17 protein-coding genes and 1 pseudogene are annotated in these 19,635 nt (G+C 34.5%); 5 read left to right on the top strand and 13 right to left on the bottom strand.

Going from position 1 to position 19,635, the window contains the following annotated elements; translation table 11 throughout:
- Positions 1–206, top strand: a 206-nt coding sequence (locus tag F6K40_RS15695; RefSeq protein WP_293137373.1) for a hypothetical protein, incomplete at its 5' end; no start/stop codon positions are given.
- 81 nt (positions 207–287) lie between these two features.
- On the opposite strand, the gene F6K40_RS40870 is transcribed toward F6K40_RS15695, so the two are convergent.
- The 8 genes from F6K40_RS40870 to F6K40_RS15660 form a co-directional block, all read right to left on the bottom strand.
- Positions 288–497, bottom strand: a complete 210-nt coding sequence (locus F6K40_RS40870) for a pentapeptide repeat-containing protein (RefSeq protein WP_365671600.1) — start codon at positions 495–497, stop codon at positions 288–290.
- Positions 498–519: 22 nt separating this feature from the next.
- Complete coding sequence (locus tag F6K40_RS15690; RefSeq protein ID WP_293137371.1) at positions 520–1,377, bottom strand: hypothetical protein; 858 nt, start codon at positions 1,375–1,377, stop codon at positions 520–522.
- A 412-nt stretch (positions 1,378–1,789) separates the two neighbouring features.
- Positions 1,790–2,176, bottom strand: a complete 387-nt coding sequence (locus F6K40_RS15685) for a hypothetical protein (protein WP_293137369.1) — start codon at positions 2,174–2,176, stop codon at positions 1,790–1,792.
- A 372-nt stretch (positions 2,177–2,548) separates the two neighbouring features.
- Positions 2,549–2,722 carry a hypothetical protein gene (locus tag F6K40_RS15680; RefSeq protein ID WP_293137367.1) on the bottom strand — a complete coding sequence of 58 codons (174 nt, stop codon included), beginning with the start codon at positions 2,720–2,722 and terminating at the stop codon, positions 2,549–2,551.
- Between the two features lie 252 nt (positions 2,723–2,974).
- Entirely contained in the window at positions 2,975–3,133 is a 159-nt protein-coding gene (locus F6K40_RS15675; RefSeq protein WP_293137365.1) for a hypothetical protein, read from the bottom strand.
- 247 nt (positions 3,134–3,380) lie between these two features.
- Positions 3,381–3,935 (bottom strand): hypothetical protein, encoded by a 555-nt coding sequence (locus F6K40_RS15670; RefSeq protein ID WP_293137364.1) that lies wholly within the window; start codon positions 3,933–3,935, stop codon positions 3,381–3,383.
- Between the two features lie 421 nt (positions 3,936–4,356).
- Positions 4,357–4,641 carry a BrnT family toxin gene (locus F6K40_RS15665; protein ID WP_293137363.1) on the bottom strand — a complete coding sequence of 95 codons (285 nt, stop codon included), beginning with the start codon at positions 4,639–4,641 and terminating at the stop codon, positions 4,357–4,359.
- A gap of 232 nt (positions 4,642–4,873) precedes the next feature.
- Complete coding sequence (locus F6K40_RS15660) at positions 4,874–6,343, bottom strand: carotenoid oxygenase family protein (protein WP_293137362.1); 1,470 nt, start codon at positions 6,341–6,343, stop codon at positions 4,874–4,876.
- Between the two features lie 1,050 nt (positions 6,344–7,393).
- On the opposite strand from F6K40_RS15660, the gene F6K40_RS15655 reads away from it, so the two are divergent.
- The 4 genes and pseudogenes from F6K40_RS15655 (at position 7,394) to F6K40_RS15630 (ending at position 10,510) form a co-directional block, all read left to right on the top strand.
- Complete coding sequence (locus tag F6K40_RS15655) at positions 7,394–7,594, top strand: WG repeat-containing protein (protein ID WP_293137361.1); 201 nt, start codon at positions 7,394–7,396, stop codon at positions 7,592–7,594.
- A 57-nt stretch (positions 7,595–7,651) separates the two neighbouring features.
- Positions 7,652–8,146 (top strand): annotated as a pseudogene (locus F6K40_RS40865) (WG repeat-containing protein).
- 49 nt (positions 8,147–8,195) lie between these two features.
- Positions 8,196–8,510: a hypothetical protein gene (locus F6K40_RS15635; protein WP_293137359.1), complete on the top strand. Its 315-nt coding sequence runs from the start codon at positions 8,196–8,198 to the stop codon at positions 8,508–8,510.
- Positions 8,511–9,958: 1,448 nt separating this feature from the next.
- On the top strand, positions 9,959–10,510 hold the full coding sequence (locus tag F6K40_RS15630; protein ID WP_293137358.1) for a hypothetical protein: 552 nt from the start codon (positions 9,959–9,961) through the stop codon (positions 10,508–10,510).
- Positions 10,511–10,911: 401 nt separating this feature from the next.
- Here F6K40_RS15630 and F6K40_RS15625 read toward each other — a convergent pair whose 3' ends face one another.
- The 5 genes from F6K40_RS15625 to F6K40_RS15605 form a co-directional block, all read right to left on the bottom strand.
- Positions 10,912–11,613: a sigma-70 family RNA polymerase sigma factor gene (locus F6K40_RS15625; RefSeq protein ID WP_293137357.1), complete on the bottom strand. Its 702-nt coding sequence runs from the start codon at positions 11,611–11,613 to the stop codon at positions 10,912–10,914.
- A 1,414-nt stretch (positions 11,614–13,027) separates the two neighbouring features.
- Complete coding sequence (locus F6K40_RS15620; protein ID WP_293137356.1) at positions 13,028–13,981, bottom strand: DMT family transporter; 954 nt, start codon at positions 13,979–13,981, stop codon at positions 13,028–13,030.
- Positions 13,982–14,481: 500 nt separating this feature from the next.
- Positions 14,482–15,501, bottom strand: coding sequence for a TauD/TfdA family dioxygenase (locus F6K40_RS15615; RefSeq protein ID WP_293137355.1), 1,020 nt, complete (start codon positions 15,499–15,501; stop codon positions 14,482–14,484).
- A 208-nt stretch (positions 15,502–15,709) separates the two neighbouring features.
- Positions 15,710–17,086 carry a glutamate-cysteine ligase family protein gene (locus F6K40_RS15610; protein ID WP_293137354.1) on the bottom strand — a complete coding sequence of 459 codons (1,377 nt, stop codon included), beginning with the start codon at positions 17,084–17,086 and terminating at the stop codon, positions 15,710–15,712.
- Positions 17,087–17,097: 11 nt separating this feature from the next.
- On the bottom strand, positions 17,098–19,272 hold the full coding sequence (locus tag F6K40_RS15605) for a hypothetical protein (RefSeq protein WP_293137353.1): 2,175 nt from the start codon (positions 19,270–19,272) through the stop codon (positions 17,098–17,100).
- Between the last annotated feature and the right edge of the window lie 363 nt (positions 19,273–19,635).

Genomic DNA, 19,635 nt, shown 5'->3' with positions numbered 1-19,635 from the left:
TAGCTCTATATTTTCCACGAAAAAATCTCACCGCGCCAGACACTAGAACATTTTTATTAAACAGATTAGGCAGTCGGCAGTCGGCAAAAATGGAAAATTTATTAGCTCTAATTCTCCACGAAAAAATTGAACCGCCCCAGAAACTAGAACATTTTTATTACAGGGAGTCGGGTGTCGGGAGTCGGCAAAAATGGAAAATTTATTAGCTCTATATTTTCCACGAAAAAATATTGAGCAAATATTAGTTTATCTAGTTCGTCTATCCCTAAAGAAAATTGTGGCTGAAGTTAGCGATGTACTGGAGTTAATATCAGAGGCTCTTCTAAGGAATTTTGAAAAATTGCTCTTCGTTGAATGAGATTTTGTTTGAGTTCTTCAGTCATTCCTGGGCTATTGCTACTGAATTTTGTATTTGTTACTTCACTATCTTTTAATTCGGCTCCACTGAGGTTGGCTCCAATAAGGTTAGCTTCTTTGAGGTTGGCTTTATTTAAGATAAAAATTTATGCTCAGTCTCAATTAAGGTAGCCTCTTTTGTTTAGCTTTTGTAACAGCTTTTTCAGCAATATTGAGGAGCCATCTAACGGTGATGATATAACTAATACAAAGGACTATGACAATATAGCGTTTTTCTGGAATAAGGTCAGTTACACTGAGGATGATTCCAATGAAGATTGCTTCTATAGAGATCGCTCCACTGAGTTTTAATCTCTTCTCACCCTGATGAGTGTTAATATTCTGAATTAGATGAGTGTTAATATTCTGAATTAATAGTTCTTTTTCATCAACTCCAGTAACCGCAGCTTTAAGTTTTGCCACATCAGTATCAGAAATATCCCCAGTAATTGTAAATGCTAATTTTTCTTTCTCAGGCTCTATAAACTCAACACTTTCTATCGGTACATCAAATATTTCTGTTAATTCTCCAGAGTTAAATAATTCTTCAATTCTTTTCAAACCTTCGGGAGAACCTTTTAAGACAAACTTTAAGCTTCCTTTATCAATATCAACAATCGTTAATTCCACATCATCAGCAATTTTTTGTAGATGTTTTTCAATCGCTTTTAATTTGCGCTTGTCTATAGTCTTTTTGAGACTGCCAGTAATAATAAATTCTATATCTATCTCTTCTTTGGGATTCCCTATTTTTTTAGATACACCTGCTGTAGAATCATCTTTATCAACTTTAATCGTTACATTATTTATTATATTTTTCTCACCCTGAATAATTTGATTATTCTTTTCCTTATCAATAATTCTATTATTATATTGTTGAGACTTTGCCTGACCATTATCTTCAATAACATTTGTCTGCATACTAACAGGTGCATTAAAATCATTATTATCTATTTCAGATGTAGACTTGTTAGTTGACATAAAATTTTTTTCTCTCCATTCATAACTCATAAGTAAGTCGATTATTTATCTTCAGTAAAGCACCTTCCGAGAATTTGCCAATATTTAGTGATAGAAATTAACCGTAAATAACCGTGATATTTTCTTTAAGCTTAGGTTGGGTTGAGGAACCCGAAACCCAACAAAAATAATAGCAATGTGAAAAAAGAATGTTACGAATAATCAGGGCGAGCAAAAGAATTTATAGGAGATTTCCTTTTGACTAATAAGATAGGTTATGAACTAAGAAATTGCATCGAAGCTATTCATTCTTATTCCTAACTCCTAAAAAATCCCCTAGCTATTTGTAGCAAACATTTATCAAATTGGTATAAGACATATATTGGGTTTCACTTCCTTCTACCCAACCTACATTTTAAGGTGTGTCACGCCACTACAAAAGTAACGCAAGTGCGGCAGGTATTAATTGCTTAACACCCTCAGTAACTGCTGTTTCACCCGCTTTAGTTCCTAAATATTTCCCCAGATTTTTCAAGCTTTCTTTAAATGAAGGATTTTCTTGAGCTTTCTTAGCAATTTCTTCTGCTGTTTTTTGTTTAGCTTCTTCAGGAGAATAAGTTTGAGAAAGTTGATCTAACAATTTCTGAATTTCTGCTGCTGCCTCTGGTAGAGATTTTTTATCTTCAGAAGTATTGTTGTATTGATATGTTTTCATTTTACTGTTTTCTCTACTTGTATTGGTTTGAATACTTACATCGCCGTAGAAATTACCTCCATGTATTTCTGATTTAGATTCGTTTTTAGATTCCTCGTTATTCATATTATTAATTTAGATAGATTGATTGGATTTACTATTACTTTAACAAATTTATAGTTCAGTTTGTAGTGGATTGTTTCACCTAAAATAGTGCATTAGCTTTTCTCGTAATCACCCCATCCCCCCATCCCCTAATATAAACATTTGTATCTAGAAAAATTCTTCTCATCCATAGCGCTCCTGAAAAAGTTCTTGCTTGACTTCACGAATCAGCTCTAAAATTTGTTCTTGAGTTTCAATACCAGCTTCTTTAAAACTAGCTTGCATTTTCTTACCGAAAAATTTTGGTTTAAAGCCTCCCCTTGGATAGGGGATAATAAATAAAAATTTTCCTTTTAGTCAATCCTCTTCTTTTCAAGGAGAGGTAATTATTAATTATTCATTATTCATTATTAATTGTTGAAGAGCTTCTTCTAACTCAATTGATTCATTTTCATCAGAAACAATAATCACAACTTCAACCTCCTTATCAATTGTCAAATCTTGATGAGGTTGAGCGAGAATTAATTGACCATTTTTGACTTTAGCTTTAGTTTGAATAAACTCCATATTTAATTTCTGAGCAGTTCTTATATGATACTAAATTTATATTATCATTGTAAATCATAATTCTCAAGATTAAACAAATAAATACCAGGAGTCATCCCGTCAAAAATATCAGAGTAATTTTGATAAATTTCAGCCAATATATCAGTAGTAAATATTTCCTCAAAATAATTAGCTAGTGACTTATAAAAAGGATTACATTCCCATACTTGTTTGATAGTATTTTTAGCGATCGCTACTCTAATTAATTGATAATTAAAAATCTCCCTGATTTTCTCCTGCTAAAGTCAAAACCTGCCCATAAAGCCTTACCGAAAAATTTTGGTTTAAAGCCTCCCCTTGGATAGGGGATAATAAATAAAAATTTTCATAATTAGTCAATCCTCTTCTTTGAAAGGAGAGGTAATTATTCATTATTCATTATTAATTATTCATTATTAATTATTGAAATATCCCTCTTTAGCTTTTTGTAAAGCCTTTTCTCTAATCTCACTTGAGAGCTGAATATTTTCCAAACTTTCATCAGAAATTGTTAAAGCCATGCTCAAATTATCCTCATTCTACAGTTGAATTTTTTCTTTAAATTACACACCATTTTACAATAAAAACCCATTAATACCATATCTAATATGAATGTCTATTCGCCCCTATAAAATGTTAATTAATTGTCGATGTCATTAACATTAATTATTCCTTGCTTCGGCAGAATTCGTTCTCTAAGTAAATCATAATTCTCAATATTAAACAAATAAATACCAGGAGTCATCCGGTCAAAAATATCAGAGTATTTTTGATAAATTTCACCCAATATATCAGTAGTAAATATTTCCTCAAAATAACTAGCTAGTAACTTAGAAAAAGGATTACATTCCCATACTTGTTTGATAGTATTTTTAGCGATCGCTCCACCAAAAAAATTTTCAAATGACTGCTGTGGCAGCTTAACATTATTCTGACAAACCCATCCCGTGCAAGTAAATAAATGATTACTAACCTTACTTTCTACAGATACCCTATGTTGCTGACCTTTTTCATCCTGACACTTTTGTAAGTATTCAGCTATTTCATTTTTAGTAGCAGGTAATTGAGCATGAAAATACAAATTTGGCAGTTTTTTTTGATTCCAATCTAATAACGATCTAGTAGGAGCAATTACTTGTAGATGTTGCTGGAAAATATTATTTAATTCAACTGTTGCCAGGTCTAAATTATTCATCTTTCTCTTCAACTTCTAATGTTATTTTGCAATTATACCTACCATAAAATAATTAGCAAAATTGTAGGGTGTGTTAGACGGCTTAAATTCAGATTATGAAGGGGATTTAGCAATCCGTCCTAACGCACCATTTTAGATGTATAAATCTACTACTACTTCTTGATTTCTGGCTGAGAGCTATACTAAAAAAAAATATTCATAACATATGTTTCAAAAAGATAATTCACGTTTGCTATTTACACAATCTTGAAGGTATAAATTAATTAATTGTTGATAAGAAATACCTTTCTATTTTGCCTTTTTCTCAAAATATTCTATTACTTCAATCCCTAAAGATCAATTTACTTGTTGCTTGAGTTTTTTAGCATAAGGATTAGGACGACTTTTCATCTTAGTTAGGTCATATTCTGGTTTCATAGTTTTATCCTCCATACATTTTACTTTTCTTTTTAGTTGCTTTGCGGGCAGAAATAATTCTGATTACAGATTCTTCTTCTCGATAACAATGAACTATCAATAATATTCGCATTTTTGAGCTTATACCAAGCAATAAAAATCTATCCTCTAAATCAGAGTATTGTTCATCCCAAAATTGAATAGCATTATCATCATAAAATACTGATTCTGCCTCTTCAAATGAAACACCATGCTTTTTTTGATTAATCAGATTCTTTTCTCGATCCCACTCAATATGTAATACTTTCACACTATTAAAAAATTTTTCAAAATTATAGAAAATCATTTCATAATAATTTGTGAAAAAAACTGTAGGGGTTTGACCTCCAAACTAAAGTTAAAACTAGATTTTGAAACTAAACCCCTACAATAAAATATTACCAAAACTAGGATGAAAAAAATATTCAACTCAGTATTTCAAGCCTCCGACTTTAGTCATAGATGCTGATAACTGATAACTGATAACTGATAACTGAAATGACTTACTCCCCAAAATAATTAGGCGTAAAACTCCCATGCAAACCATAAGGAATGTGATGTTTTAAATGCAATCTTGCCACAGGTTTTTTATTCAAATTTCGAGCATCCAAAATCACAACATCCGATCGATGTTCCGCCGCATCATACATCAACATCAATAACCAACCATCATCCTCATTCTCCCCATTCGGAAAAGGAACAAATAAAGGTTCCCCCGCAAAACCTCGCGGTGCAACACTAAAAATTTGACGTTCTCCCGTTTGCCAATCAATCTTTAATATTGCTTGTAAAGGAGCATTTCCACTAGGCTTATCTGCTACTCCAATAAATAAATATCGATAAGCTTCTCCCACATTATTCGGATTTAAAGTCGGAAACTCACAACAACGACTTTCAAGTAATTTATGTTCCACATTTTCCTGTGACAAATTAATCTTAAATCGCCATAACTGACCTTCTGAAATTGCATCAAAATCTACTTCCCGAAAATCATCGCCCAAGTCAACTTGTGAGAAAGATTCATAACAAATAGAATCTATATAAATTTCCCCATTCTGTTCCCAAGCATTAGCATGATGAAATACAAAACAAGGTTTCGTATCCAAAATTTTCATAGCTTTACTACCATCACGAGGAATTAAAATAACCTGTGTTGACTTATTAGGTGAAAATTCCAAACATTGACCGGCACCTCGCAATCCCAATAAAAAAGGAATAGGATTCAAAGTAACAGGATTTTGGAAAAAGATACAGTAATTTGGTGTAATTACCATATCGTGTAAAAAGGCAAAACCAGGAATCGAATTAGAGTAACGTTTGAGTAATTTTCCCTGACTATTAAATTCAAAAATAGTGATGGTACTCGATAAACCAGGTTTCACAGAAAAATTAACTAAAACATCTCCTTTTCCATCCTTTCCTTTCTCAATTCTTGGATGAGCAGAAAAAGCTTGACCTGGTTGTAAAATTCCATCTAAATCTTCAATGCCAATAGTGTCTAAATTTTTTGGATTTAAACGATGAGGTTGGTTTCCTTCCCACAAAGCTAAAAGTTTATCGCCCCAATAAAGAATGCCGGTATTGGCAATATTTTTATTTTTTAAATCGAAAATATTAGCTAACCAACCACCAGGTTTTTGAGTGCCAAAAACACCTCGATAGAGAATTTTTCCCGCTGCTTTTTCTGCCACATAACCTTCCGTTCTAACAAACCTATTTCGGAAGTAGGCACGACCATTTTTAAAACTAATTGCACAAACCATTCCATCCCCATCAAAAGGATGAGCAATAGATTGACCATTAATATCTAATAAACCTGGTCCGTTGCGGAAAAAAGTACCGTTTAAATCTTCTGGTATTTCACCTTCTATATCATCAATCCAATAATCATATTCATTGGGTTGAGATTCATATCCTCGTTGCCAATCTTCACGAGTATAAGATGTAGATTTTTCAATTTGTAAATTTGTCATTATTAAATCCTGATTTAACTATTTAAAGTTTTGCATAAATACCAATATGAGGCTATCAAACTATTCTCATAACTCTATCTAGACCAAAAATCTGAATTCATCAAAAATTGAAAATATAAATTTTATTTCTCTCTATTGCTACATACGCAATAGTAGGCTCAAAGCTTTTGACATACTGACTTTGGAGTCATTGGCAATCGGAATTTTTCCTGGAGCGATCGCTCCGACTATTCTCATAACTCTATCTAGACCAAAAATCTGAATTAATCAAAAATTAAAAATATAAATAAAATTGCTCTCTATTGCTACATACGCAATAGTAGGCTCAAAGCTTTTGACATACTGACTTTGGAGTCATTGGCAATCGGAATTTTTCCTGGAGCGATCGCTCCGACTATTCTCATAACTCTATCTAGACCAAAAATCTGAATTAATCAAAAATTAAAAATATAAATAAAATTTCTCTCTATTGCTACATACGCAATAGTAGACTCAAAGCTTTTAACAGACTGACTTTGGAGTCATTGGCAATCGGAATTTTTCCTGGAGTGATCGCTCCGACTATTCTCATAACTCTATCTAGACACAAAAGCTGAGTTAATTACAAATTGAAAAGATAAATCTTATTTTTCTCTATTGCTACATACGCAATAGTAGGCTCAAACCTTTTGAGAGAGACAATTTTCAGTTTTTGGCAACTTTCAGGAGCGATCGCTTGGAGCTATCTAGACACAAAACCTAAGTTAATCAAAAATTAAAAATATAAATAAAATTTCTCTCTATTGCTTTATACGCAATAGTCGTCTCAAACCTTTTGAGAGAGACAATTTCCAGTCTTTGGTAACTTTCAGGAGCGATCGCCTTGACCTATCTAGACAAAAAAACTAAATTAATCAGAAATTAAAAATATAAATCTTATTTTTCTCTATTGCTATATACGCAACAGTAGTCTCAAACCTTTTGAGAGAGACTATTTCCAGTCTTTCTCTAGTCTGAATTTAGAATAGTAATATCATTAATACTAAGCAAAGTTTTCATTAATTATTGTCAATGACTAAGTTTTTAATTCCTTTTCAAAAAGACGGAAAATGGGGGTATAAAGATAAAGATGGAAATGTAGTGATTACCCCAAAATTAGACGCAGCAAGTGAGTTTTATTTAGGAATCGCACAAATTCAGATTAATAATCAAATTCAATATATTGATTCTTATGGAAAAATTTTAGACATCAATCAACCCCGCCCACTATAAAATTATAATGATGAATTAGTAAGGTTTAAAGAAAATGATAGACATGGTTATAAAAATATAAAAGGAAAAGTGATAATACCACCTATTTATGTAGCAGCTTGGCATTTTTCTGAAGGTCCAGCACTGCTAAAACTAGATGTAAAGTGTGGTTATATAAACTCTAAGGGAAAAATTGTAATAGATTTTATCTATAATTTTGCCGATAGTTTTGAGCGATAAATAGCAAGAGTAATGGTAGAAAAAAAATATGGTTATATCAATTATCAGGGAAAGGAAATTATTCCAATTTGTTATGATTATTTGGGGAGGTTTAATGCAGAAGTAGCATTTTTCAAACGGGGTAACAATAGAGGATATATTAATATAAATGGGAAAGTTGTGGCAGCACCTACTAATCAAAATTTACCAAAAAGAGAAAGAACTATACTTATATCAAAATTTGCTAAAGAAGAGTCTAGAAAAACTACAAAACAACAATTAGAAAATCCCAGCAATTTAAAAGGTAGAAGAAAACGCCAAAGAACTAAGACTCAAATCAATGATAAATACTGAAACTAGAAATAATTTCCTATTAGCACTCGACTTTTAAATTGGAACTTCCGTGAAAAGGCAGTACCTACTAATCAAGATTTACCAAAAAAAGAAAGAAGTATACTTAAATCAAAATTTCCTAAAGGAGAGTATTGAAAAACCACAAAACAATAATGAGAAAATCCCAACTATTCAAAAGGTAGAAGAAAACGCCAAAGAACTAAGACTCAAATCAATGATAAATACTGAAACTAGAAATAATTTCCCATTAGCACTCGACTTTATAACTTGGAACTTCCGTGAAAAGGCAGTACCTACTAATCAAGATTTACCAAAAAAAGAAAGAAGTATACTTAAATCAAAATTTCCTAAAGGAGAGTATTGAAAAACCACAAAACAATAATGAGAAAATCCCAACTATTCAAAAGGTAGAAGAAAACGCCAAAGAACTAAGACTCAAATCAATGATAAATACTGAAACTAGAAATAATTCCTGAAATTACTCTAGCTTCAAAATGTTGAGCCGATAAAATCTTACTTTTAACTTTGAACTTCCGTGAAGGCGATCGCTACTGCCCAAGGTATAAATCTAGAATTAAAAATTTCCCTACCCGATCTTATTACAGAAAATTCTACATCCAACCAGAACTCTACATCGAACTATCAACATGACAAAAATCAAGACAACTCTCAAATTATCAAACATCCTATTTCAAGAGAAGATATTACCCTCATCGGAGAATTGAAAGTTGTCTCCAAGCAGGTAGTATGGCCACTGTCATTTGACCTTGACGTCAGAGTTAGGCCAACACCATTTAGATCGAATCCGGTAGCGTTGTTATACCAATTACCATGCATTCATGCTATATTTCAGCTACACTTCAACAATCAAATATTTACCAAGATTGAAAATCTAGGGCATGACAATTTAAGGTGGGTTAGTATATACTTTTCCTACTTTTCCTCTCCCCACCCCTCCCACAGCTCCCACACCTCCCACACTTCCCCACCCAATTTTATGCAGCATTCATGCATGAGAAATGGTATTAGATAAATAGTGTGGGGAGGGGGGAAGTTTGGGGAGTTTGGGAAGTTTGGGAAAGCATCAAAGATTTGGCAATGGCGCTTAGATGGAACATTTTTTTATACCGAACCCGAGGGGATTTGATATTACCTAATAATTAATAATTAATAATTAATAATTAAATACAGCATATTCGAGGTTTATAAAGTACAGTAGCAAAAGTTTTGAAAATAGTGTTTGAAGTGGTTAGTATTTATACGCTTTTTCTTTTGCATGAGTGCCTCTTGCCTCTTGCCTAGTTATAACAATAAATTTTAATGCCAACTTACTTAATTAAGGTTTCAAACCTCTCCTTGTTTTTTTGGTGTTGCTGAATATAACTATGATTTTACAGGAGTCAGGAGTTAGGAGTTAGGAACTAGAATGCTGCTTTTTCTACACCTTAAAGAGGAGAAATAGCTCTGATTTACACTTTAGAAATTTATAAATTTCATAGCTAAAATCAGCAACACCGTTTTTTTTAGAAGAGGTATAACGTTTCTCAGGCTAATGAGGTACACCTATATTTATTTCTATATCTATTCCCTGTTCCCTGTTACCAAATAATTAATAATTAATTATTCAGGTTAAAAGCCTCCCCAATAAAGAGGAAAAGAAGTGCTAGTGCTAGGATATTTCCTGATTTTCAATTCCCTCAAGGTTTTGATCACAGGTAATTATCCATTATCCATTATCCATTAATGAACTGTTCCCTGTTCCCTAAAACAGCTAAAATTCTGCAGTTAGCTCTTGATTCAATATTTGAGGAGATGATGATTCAATTCCTTTCTAAATTTGTTAAAAGAACCTCTATTATTAGTGCCATTAGTAGTAGTTTAATGATAATCACAATTTCCCACGCTGGAGGGCCACCACCTGGTACTCAGCCTCCTACTACTAATCGGCAAGAGGATACTTCTGAGCCATCTGGTAATAGAGGAAAACCAGTGGAGGTGGAACCTGACACCACTGAACCGACTCGCCGTCAGCCTCCACCTAGATTTCCGAGGTCAACCGATCAGATTAGGTCTGTCCAAGGTCTAATTACTCTCAGATTAATTAATCAGACAGGTGCTATAATTGAATATCAGGTAATAGGTGGTCGGCATCTGATTCTGGGAGAAACTTCAGTGGTAGAATTACCTGAACTGCCAATTCCACTAACCTTAACCTACCAACGTCCGGATGGTGGGTTACTTTTGGTAAGTCCTCGGAGGATTTCTTCTAGAGTATTAGAAGTTATATTTCATCCTACAGAAGATTTGGATTTAGATAGTAAGTCACTAAGTATTGGTGGGAAAGGGCGGATATTTTTGAACTAGGTCATTTCAGTTATCAGTTATCAGTTATCAGTTATCAGTTATCAGTACCGACAGCGAAAGGGGCCAGATTAAAATACTGAATTTGATTTTTTGGCGTTGCTCAATCAAGGTATGAAAATAAAAATTGAATAATCTCAAATATTTGTTATTCAATAGTTTAGCAATTACCAAAAAATACAAATCATACCCACACATCAGCAACGCCGATTTTTTTCATCCCCCTACTCCCTAAAAAAGCTGAATGTTAAAAGCTGATAGCTAGTTAATACAGCACAAATCTTAAGTTAAGTTAAGGAGTTGGCAGGTTATAGATAGTGTTTTTCAAGTTACTGAGGTACAGTTGTTTTTCTTCCTTTTCTACTCCCTACTCCCTACTCCCCACTCCCTAAAAAAATAGAATCTTAACTATTCTTATTTTCTGGTTCTTTTGGAACTTTGAGAAACTGATTTATACCCGTACTGACTTGCTCAATATCATCATGGAAATAGATGGCTTTAATATCCTCTGGCAAATTAGTATTTAGATTATGATATCCCTGTTGCAGTAAAGATTTTACTTCCTGATGTGAAATGGTTTCTCCCTCTGCTTGGAGATAAGCTGCTATTCTTGTTTCACTCCAGTGAAAAGTTTGAAACATCAATATAATCAAGCGTAGTAGTGGATCTAATTGGTCTAATACTTGTCTGACATAGCACCAGAAAGGGGGTGGGGCCATTTCTAAAGAATAACGAATTGACTCGACAGGAGGTATTTTTACTTCGTTAATACTAATAGCCGTGACATTGATTAACCAATTCTGAAGAGTAGTATTTCCGGTCTCTGGATCTGCTCCCTCTCGTAAATCTAAGCCACGCAATTCATAAAATATATGTTGCCAGGTTTGGGCAAATAGATAGTCTGCTTGGACGGGCGATCGCACAGAATGTTGGATTAAAGTTTGGACTATCATACCATAGCGACAGAAAATAGTGACAAAGTATTTGCCTTGGTCTGGATAGTTTTGAAATAGGGTCAATAGTTCTTGGTCACTGTGATGGAATAGTGACTTAACTATGGGGTGGTTAGATTCGGGAAATTTGTAAGTAGGTTCTATTTTTAGCATAAGAAAAATTAGATTAAAGAATCATAAATTTAAAAAGCACTATCAATTTTATAGCTAGGGAATAGGGAATAGGGAATAGGGAACAGGGAACAGCAGACTTTTATAGGCTTTCAGGATTTATAAATGTCAAATACCTTAATGCGTAGTGCTATAAAATATAAATTCCTTTAGCCAAATCAGTATATTTCGATCCATAGCTCTTTGTCGGCCTTACTGTTCAAAAATTTTATCATCCTATTTATCAGAAATTTGTAAAACTGCTTTGACAGATGCTTCTAACTCTGGTTTATCACAAGTCGAACCAATTCTTGTCTATTCAAATATAATATTATTATCCTGACATATCCCAATTCAACCAAGGCAGAACCAATAAACAAATTAATACCAGGTAAATTTTGTTTAGCAGAGGATAGTTTATCAAATAATTCTCTATATTTTGCTCTACTATTTTGCTCTAATAGGATAATTGCTCGAACCTTGGAAAAAGAATCCGTCTTCTAGAATCACATTGTTTCCTTAAGTCCAAGTTCATCAAGCTTGAGCCATTCTACCTCCTTGATTCTTATAAAAAAACTCTTGATTCCTCTCCGGAAAAGAGGGAGTAGGGAGTAGGGGGAAATAATTGATGATTTCTGTACGATAATTGATTTGATTTTTGATTATCCGATAGGTCTATTATGTAAATTTGAGATAACATAGAAAATAGGTTGGTTTTTGATCAAAATAATTGAGTATAAAACCCCACCTTGACTAGCAAAATGTTTTTGGAGTGAGGCTTAAATACCCATTACAAAAACAACTTCTAACTTCATTAAAGGTTTTATAACTATGAGTGAAATATTAACACCTAATTTAGTAGCCCAACTTCTTACTGTATTCGGTTCTGTAGGTTTTTTCTTACTAGCAATCCAAGCATTAAGACTATTAAAGCAATAGTAAAAATTATAAATCTATTTTTAATCAAGATCGCTCAATTAACCTACAGTATATGCTCTGGGAAATTGACTGAAAAGCTATTGAAATCCTCATTTAGAAATGGTTTTAGTAAATTTACCCAATGCCCCTATTCTCCCTCCTTGACTTGATTTGATTTTCAACTATTTAGTCTAAACTCCAGGGCAAACCCATCTAAATTCTGGAAGCTTTTACTCTTACAGCGGTTTTCATTTCAGTAGACCACAGTAGAGGCGATTCGCGAATCGCCCCTACAGGGTTTTGGTTGTGACGATGTGGTTCATCAATCTGAAAAGGGCTGTAAGATTTATAGAACTAATCAGTATAAATACTCAAGTACCTGACATCCTTGTCCTGCCAGAACTTCAAAATAAGATGCGTTTGCCCTGTCCTATCTCCCTATCTCCCTACCCGTGAAATTTTAGTCGGACTTTGAAAAAGCCCTGATATTGACCCCTAGCTATGTTTCCTTTTCAGCTCCCTGACTCGATTTAGCTATATATATACCCAACAAAACAACGACAAAAGCCAATATGTTAAAGAGACTTAAATATTCAGAAAAAATTACCCAGGCAAGGGTAGTCGTAATAATCGGCTCCAACAGTAGAAACAAAGAAATAAATCCCGAGGAAAACTGTTTCAAACTATAAGTAAGAATTGCCGAACCGATAACTTGGCACAAAAGAGCTAGGCAAAATACTGGTATCCATCCTTCTAAAGAAGAGGGAAAAATTTGCTCTTCGGTAAATAAAACAACAGGAAATATCAACATTGTCCTGATAAAACATGACCAAAATAGTATGTTAGCAGAGGAAAATTTGTCTCTCAATTTTTCCACCACTATAAAGTTTGCCGCATAAAATACAGCAGAAAATAAAGCCAAAGCATCACCAAAAAGCTGCTCGGTATCAATTTGCAAATCCTGAATACCAATGGTGATCGCTCCCCCTATCGTTAAAAACATACCGATGAGAAATCTTCTATCAAAGTTATGACCCAACAGTAACCATCCTCCGATGGTAGCGAAAATCGGGGTCAAATTATGTAGTAAATTTGCATTAGCAACGCTAGTTTGAGTTAGAGACCAAACCCAGCTAAGATGAGAAATGGAAGTTACAGTTGCTGATAATATTAGCAGTAATATATCCGAAAGGGCATAGGTTTGATTAGGCGCAGGTGAATCTCCAGACAGTCGAGCAGTGATTGTTTGACTTCCCCTCCACACTCCAAAGATGGCAGTGGCTATCCAAAAGCGATTGAAAACTGTCGCATTAGGACCAATATACTGTTCGCTAAATCTGATCAGAATGGCTGCTAAGGACAAAGTAAATACTCCGAGGAGTAACAAGCAAAGCAGGATCAGATTTGAGAGTGAATTTGTTTGTGGCTGTGGTGATTTTAGTATGTTAGTCATATTGTTCATTGCTACCGACTTTCATCCATCCCGACCGCCTCAATTCCTCTGCGACCATAGCAACGCTTGGTCGTAGAGGAATTGAGGTCAGGGTTTTTCAGTTTTTGAGTTGATTTTATCATAGAAAACTTGTGCTAATATCATGTCTCTTTGAATAACCAGAATAAGAAATTTAGAGAGTAGGGGCGAGCAAGCGAATCGCCCCTACAGAAATAGGGAGCGAAAAATATTCTCGCTTGTAGAGAAAAAGATTTTTATTATGGCTAATTAATGAGACTTGATATAACTTAGCTTACTGGTGGCGTGCTGTGGAAGTTACGCCCTGACCTGAAGTAATATCATGTCCGGATAATTAGTGATAAAAAAAACTTGCTCCTCCTTCATATCCCAAAATTTTCTCCTATTCCCTTCTGTCTCCAGTCTCGAGTCTCCTGACTCCTCCCTCGTTGTTTATAACTATTCAACCGGACATGATATTAGAGATTCAACTCCTTGCAAAATCACCATTTGACGAATAAGCTGCTTCCTCTTACAGACCCTGGTGCAGTATTGCGATAAGGTATGCTGTACTCAGGTGGCAGAGGACGACTTTTTGGATGAGAAAGCCAAAGTCGCAGTAAATGTCGTTTGGTTGTGGCTTCATCTGTATACTCCTTTCGACCGTGTAATACAACCAGGTTATTTATAAGGATTAGATCTCCTGGTAACAATCTGAAAGTTAATTTGAATTTGGGATTGTTATAAAGTTCGTCTAGTTGATTAAGTGCTTGCTTCTGTTTCTCGCTCAAACGAGGAGCTTTCGTATAATTCTGAGCATCTTCAATCAGATAACGTGCGTAAGTGCAAACGAAATAGTCCTGATAATTTGCGAATATCGGTAATGGATAATAATCTTCCATCATCCCTTGATGTCTGTCGGGTAGTTTATGATTAAAAGGTTCATATAAAACTTTGAGGAAGTCAGGGTAATACTTAAGCATTTCATTATGAACAGCAACTGAGCTAGCTATCTCTGATTCGCCTCCCCATTTTGCCTCTGCTATGGAGAGCATCATAACCAGATCGCAGTACCCATCACTGTGAAGAGCAGCAGCTCCTCTACTATTGAGATATCGTGACTTAGGATCTCCAATCTTTAAACCTTTATCCTTGAGATCATTCATTAATTCTCGGGCACTACTTTGTCCAATAGCTGTTCCTAAATATAGACTCATACCCCACAATAATTTCTTGATTTCGATTGGCTCATATTTCTCTACAGGTATTCCTCGAAGTACAACTGCCCCGATTCCATTTTCGATAACATCAAGAATATAAGATAGTTTTTTAGACAAATAAGGTAGAGGAAATTGATTCTTAGTTATGTCTTGATATTCGACATTTGAGCCTAAGTGTTCTTGTAGAGCAGTCTCAAGTTCTGCAATCTCCTCTGCTGTTAGCTTTATTATCCAATCAGGATGTTCGAGCAGTTCATTGACTGTCCATGCGGAGGGTAGCTGAAATTCCATTAAATTTGACATGGTATTTTTTCCTAGGATTTTAGATCAAAGCAAGTTTTGCTAGATTTTAACACGGACTAATCTGATGTAATTCAGTGTTGTTGATTACCTTTCTAATCTCTTGATCAGGACTTACGCAAAGAAACCCGGTTTCTACGGTAAATCATTGTTTTTGACAATAAACATCTACGAAAAACCGGGTTTCTGGGTTCGCCTACGTAAGTCCTGTTTATTTAATTGTCAAATAGTCTAGTAGCACTTCCATTCCATGACGGTCAAAAATTTCGATCACCGTATCCGATGGAGAGCAGTATTCTCTAAATCTAAAATGGAGTTTTGATAAATATTGTTCATACATTTGTAAACTTTCTTTGGGTATTTTTGAAAGTAAATCTAATCCTATTTCTCCAAGAGTATTGCCCCTAATTTTTTGCCTTAAACCATTATTTTGTGCAGCCATCGCTGCTGATTTAACATCTTCATAACTCCATGAAAAAGCATATTCAGATATTGATTCTAAATTTTCTAAAATCAGATAATTAAACACCAACCAGCTTAATTCTTCTTCGTTAGTTTGCATAGCGATAGGACGCACTTCTAAAATGATAAATTGTATGAGTTCGAGCAGTTTTTCATCATTGTTTGAATGCACAGCACTCACTAAATCTTCATATTTTATGTCGGGATGAAAATTAAACTTTAACCGAAAATCTGGCCAAGATAGGTATATCGCTAGTTTTAAATCGTCTAACTCAATTTTTTCTTGACATAATTTACCTGATAAACTATAAAAATATGCGCTCTCCTCATTAATAAATTTGTTGGTTGTTAAAGACTGATCTTGAGGATATAGACTGCTACCATCGCGGATTATTTCAAATAGAGAAACATTCCAACTTCTATTGATATAGTCACACAAAGTTAGATAGGGTTTGATGGCTAATCCACACCTACCGTACATTCCTCCACTAGCTATTTTTAAGTAGGCATAAAAACGCTGACTCTTGTAGGGAAGCTTTTTGCTAGCAGTTATAGAGTCGTTTGCACTTGCAGCCCACAAAAATGCTAGTAGCTGTAAAAATGTATTAATAATTTTCAGAGATTTTTCCTTCGGAACTTGAAAGTTAAATTGAACCGAACATATTCCAGGAACATTCTGGAAAATCCATTCTTTGGAGTCTTCTTTAATCAGATTCTTCCAGATGAAGTAATGCCCCTTCTTAGTGATTAAATCCTTGAGTTGAGCCGATATGGGTTGAGTTCCATAACCAAGTACTTTAAGATGATTATTTGTTAGGTTAGGTAAGAACACAGAAGACTTGAAATTCTGCCAATAGTTTATTGCTTCATCAAGGGAATTTACTGGTGCTAATGCAACTTCAAGAGTACAGACTCCAAAGTCAGTACTAACGATTTCAATTCCCTTAGAAGTTTCTCGGTTTACACCTATTAAAGCTTCTGTATTTGGATCAAATTTTTGACTCCACCCCTGTTTTGAAAAATCCTGGAATAGCTTTTCTACATCCTCAAAACCAGCAGCTAAACCATCTTGCTGAACCAAAGGCATTTCTAGCTCAAGGCCAATTTTTGAAATTACTCCGTTCATTTGTAACCTACTTAACTTTCTAATTTTAAAAAGTGTACTCGTCCGGAAGCTTCACCAACAATAATTTGTACTCCATCTGCTGCCACAGCGCAACATTCCAGGGAACTCTCCCCAGTAAAATCAGCAATTACCTGTCGCGTTTCTAAATCCCAAACCTTAAGGGTATTATCATCAGATGCAGAAATTACCAGACTCCCATCTGGTGTAACTGCAATGGAACTTACCCAGTCAGTATGACCACTTAAACTGAATAATTCTCGTTCCGTTTCCAAACACCAAACTTTAATCGTTTTGTCAAAAGAACCTGAAATCAATCGCTTGCCGTCTGGCGTAACTGCTAACGCCTTTACCCACCCAGTATGACCAACTAATGTAGCAACTTCCTCACCAGTTTCTAAAGACCAAACCTTGATCGTTTTGTCAAAAGAACCTGAAATAACTTGCTTGCCATCTGGTGTTACTGTAACTGCACTTACCCAGTCAGTATGACCTCTAATGGTAAAAACTTCCTGTAATGTTTCTAAATTCCAGACTTTGAGACTTTGGTCAGATAAGCAAGCGATCGCTTGTTTCCCATCTGGTGTGACTGCCACAGCAAAAATATTTCTATTATCAGTAACTATCGTCAATAATTCCTCTGCTGTTTCCAGACTCCAAATTTTGAGAGTCCGATCATCTGAAGCTGAAATTATCCGTTGATTTGGTAATGCAGCTATAGAATTCACGCGATCGCTATGACCTTTTAGAGTATATATTGATTTTCTTGTCTTCAAATTCCAAACTTTGATTGTATTATCCCAAGCACCAGAGACTACTTGTTGTTGCTCTGGCAAAACTACTACTGCATTGACTCTATTTGTATGTCCGATCGCGGCAGAAAGTTCTTCGGAGGTATCAAGACTCCAAATTTTGAGAGTAAAATCATCAGAACCAGAGATTAAGCGTCCGTCTGGCAAAACTGCAACTGCATATACTGAATCAGTATGACCTTTGAGGGGAAATAATTCTTCCCCTGTCTCAATATTCCATACTTTGAGAGTATTATCGGAAGCTGCCGTTATCATTCGTTTATTATCTGGAGTTACTGCTACTGCATTTATTGCTTTAGTATGACCTTTGAATGTAAAAATTGCTGTTTTGCTATCAAGATTCCAGATTTTAATTGTCTTGTCAGAAGACCCAGAAATTATTTGTCTTTCAGGAAGTATAGCGATCGTTCTCACACCGTATGTATGACCTGTGAGTGTACATACTTCTGCTGCTGTTTCCAGATTCCAAATTTTGAGAGTATTATCGGATGAAGCTGAAATAATTTCTGTCTCAGACAATACTGAAACTGCATTTACCCAACCTTTATGACCTGTGAGTGTGATTTCTGCTTCTTGTGTTTCCAGGTTCCAGACTTTAATAGTATTGTCTGAGGAACCGGAAATCACTCTGCCATCTGGTAACGGTGCGACTGCTCTTACTGCTCTTGTATGACCTGTGAGGGTTAGATATTCTTCTGTTGTTTCCAGATTCCAGACTTTGATGGTGAAATCATCCGAACCAGAAATTATCCATTTATCATCTAGTAAAGCGATCGCTCTAATTCGCGCTTTATGACCAGTAATGGTACTAATTTCCTTACCTGTTTCAGAATTCCAAACTTTGAGAGTATTGTCCGCAGAACCAGAAATCACCATTCCTCCACGAGTAACAACTACTGCATTCACCCAACCAGTATGACCGATAAAAGTTCGTAATAGTCTACCTCCTGGTGGTGTGAGACTAGGTGCAGTTGGTCTTAACCAGGAGGTAAGTTTCCAGGATTTTGCTTGTTGTAGCATTTTCTGAATTTCTGGTATGTCAAAAGATACCAGTCGCCCCCACAGTTGTCCTGCTAGTTGTGTTTTATCTTCAATTAGGATATGAGATGATAGTTCAATTGCTCCTTGAATTAATTTTAGGGTTTTTAATTTTTCACTTGATATCCAGACATCGGAGTGCATAGCTTCCTCATAATCATTTAGTAGATATTCTACTCCGAATAAATATAGTCTTGATTCGATAAAATCAAAATCTGTGAGTAAGCGATGCAGTTGTTCTGTATCAGATTCACTGACTAGAAAACCAGGTAAAGTTTCTAAAAGATAACGTTGATCTTCTAGAGGTAGTTGAGCTAAATTTTCTCTAAATTCACCCATTTTTATTGACAGAATTAATAGTTATTAAAATTTTACTTTTGAATTTTGAATTTTGAATTTTGAATTTTGACTTTTGAATTCAAAAAATTCACCCATTTTAATTTACCAACTTAATAGTTGTTAAAATCTGACTTTTGAATTTTGACTTTTGAATTCAAAAAATTCACCCATTTTAATTTACCAACTTAATAGTTGTTAAAATCTGACTTTTGAATTTTGACTTTTGAATTCAAAAAATTCACCCATTTTAATTTACTAACTTAATAGTTGTTAAAATCTGACTTTTGAATTTTGACTTTTGAATTCAAAAAATTCACCCATTTTAATTTACTAACTTAATAGTTGTTAAAATCTGACTTTTGA

The organism is Okeania sp. SIO3I5 (assembly GCF_010672085.1).
GTDB lineage: Bacteria > Cyanobacteriota > Cyanobacteriia > Cyanobacteriales > Microcoleaceae > Trichodesmium.
Note: the sequence above shows the minus strand (reverse complement) of the source record. Positions and strands in the feature narration are given on the sequence as shown.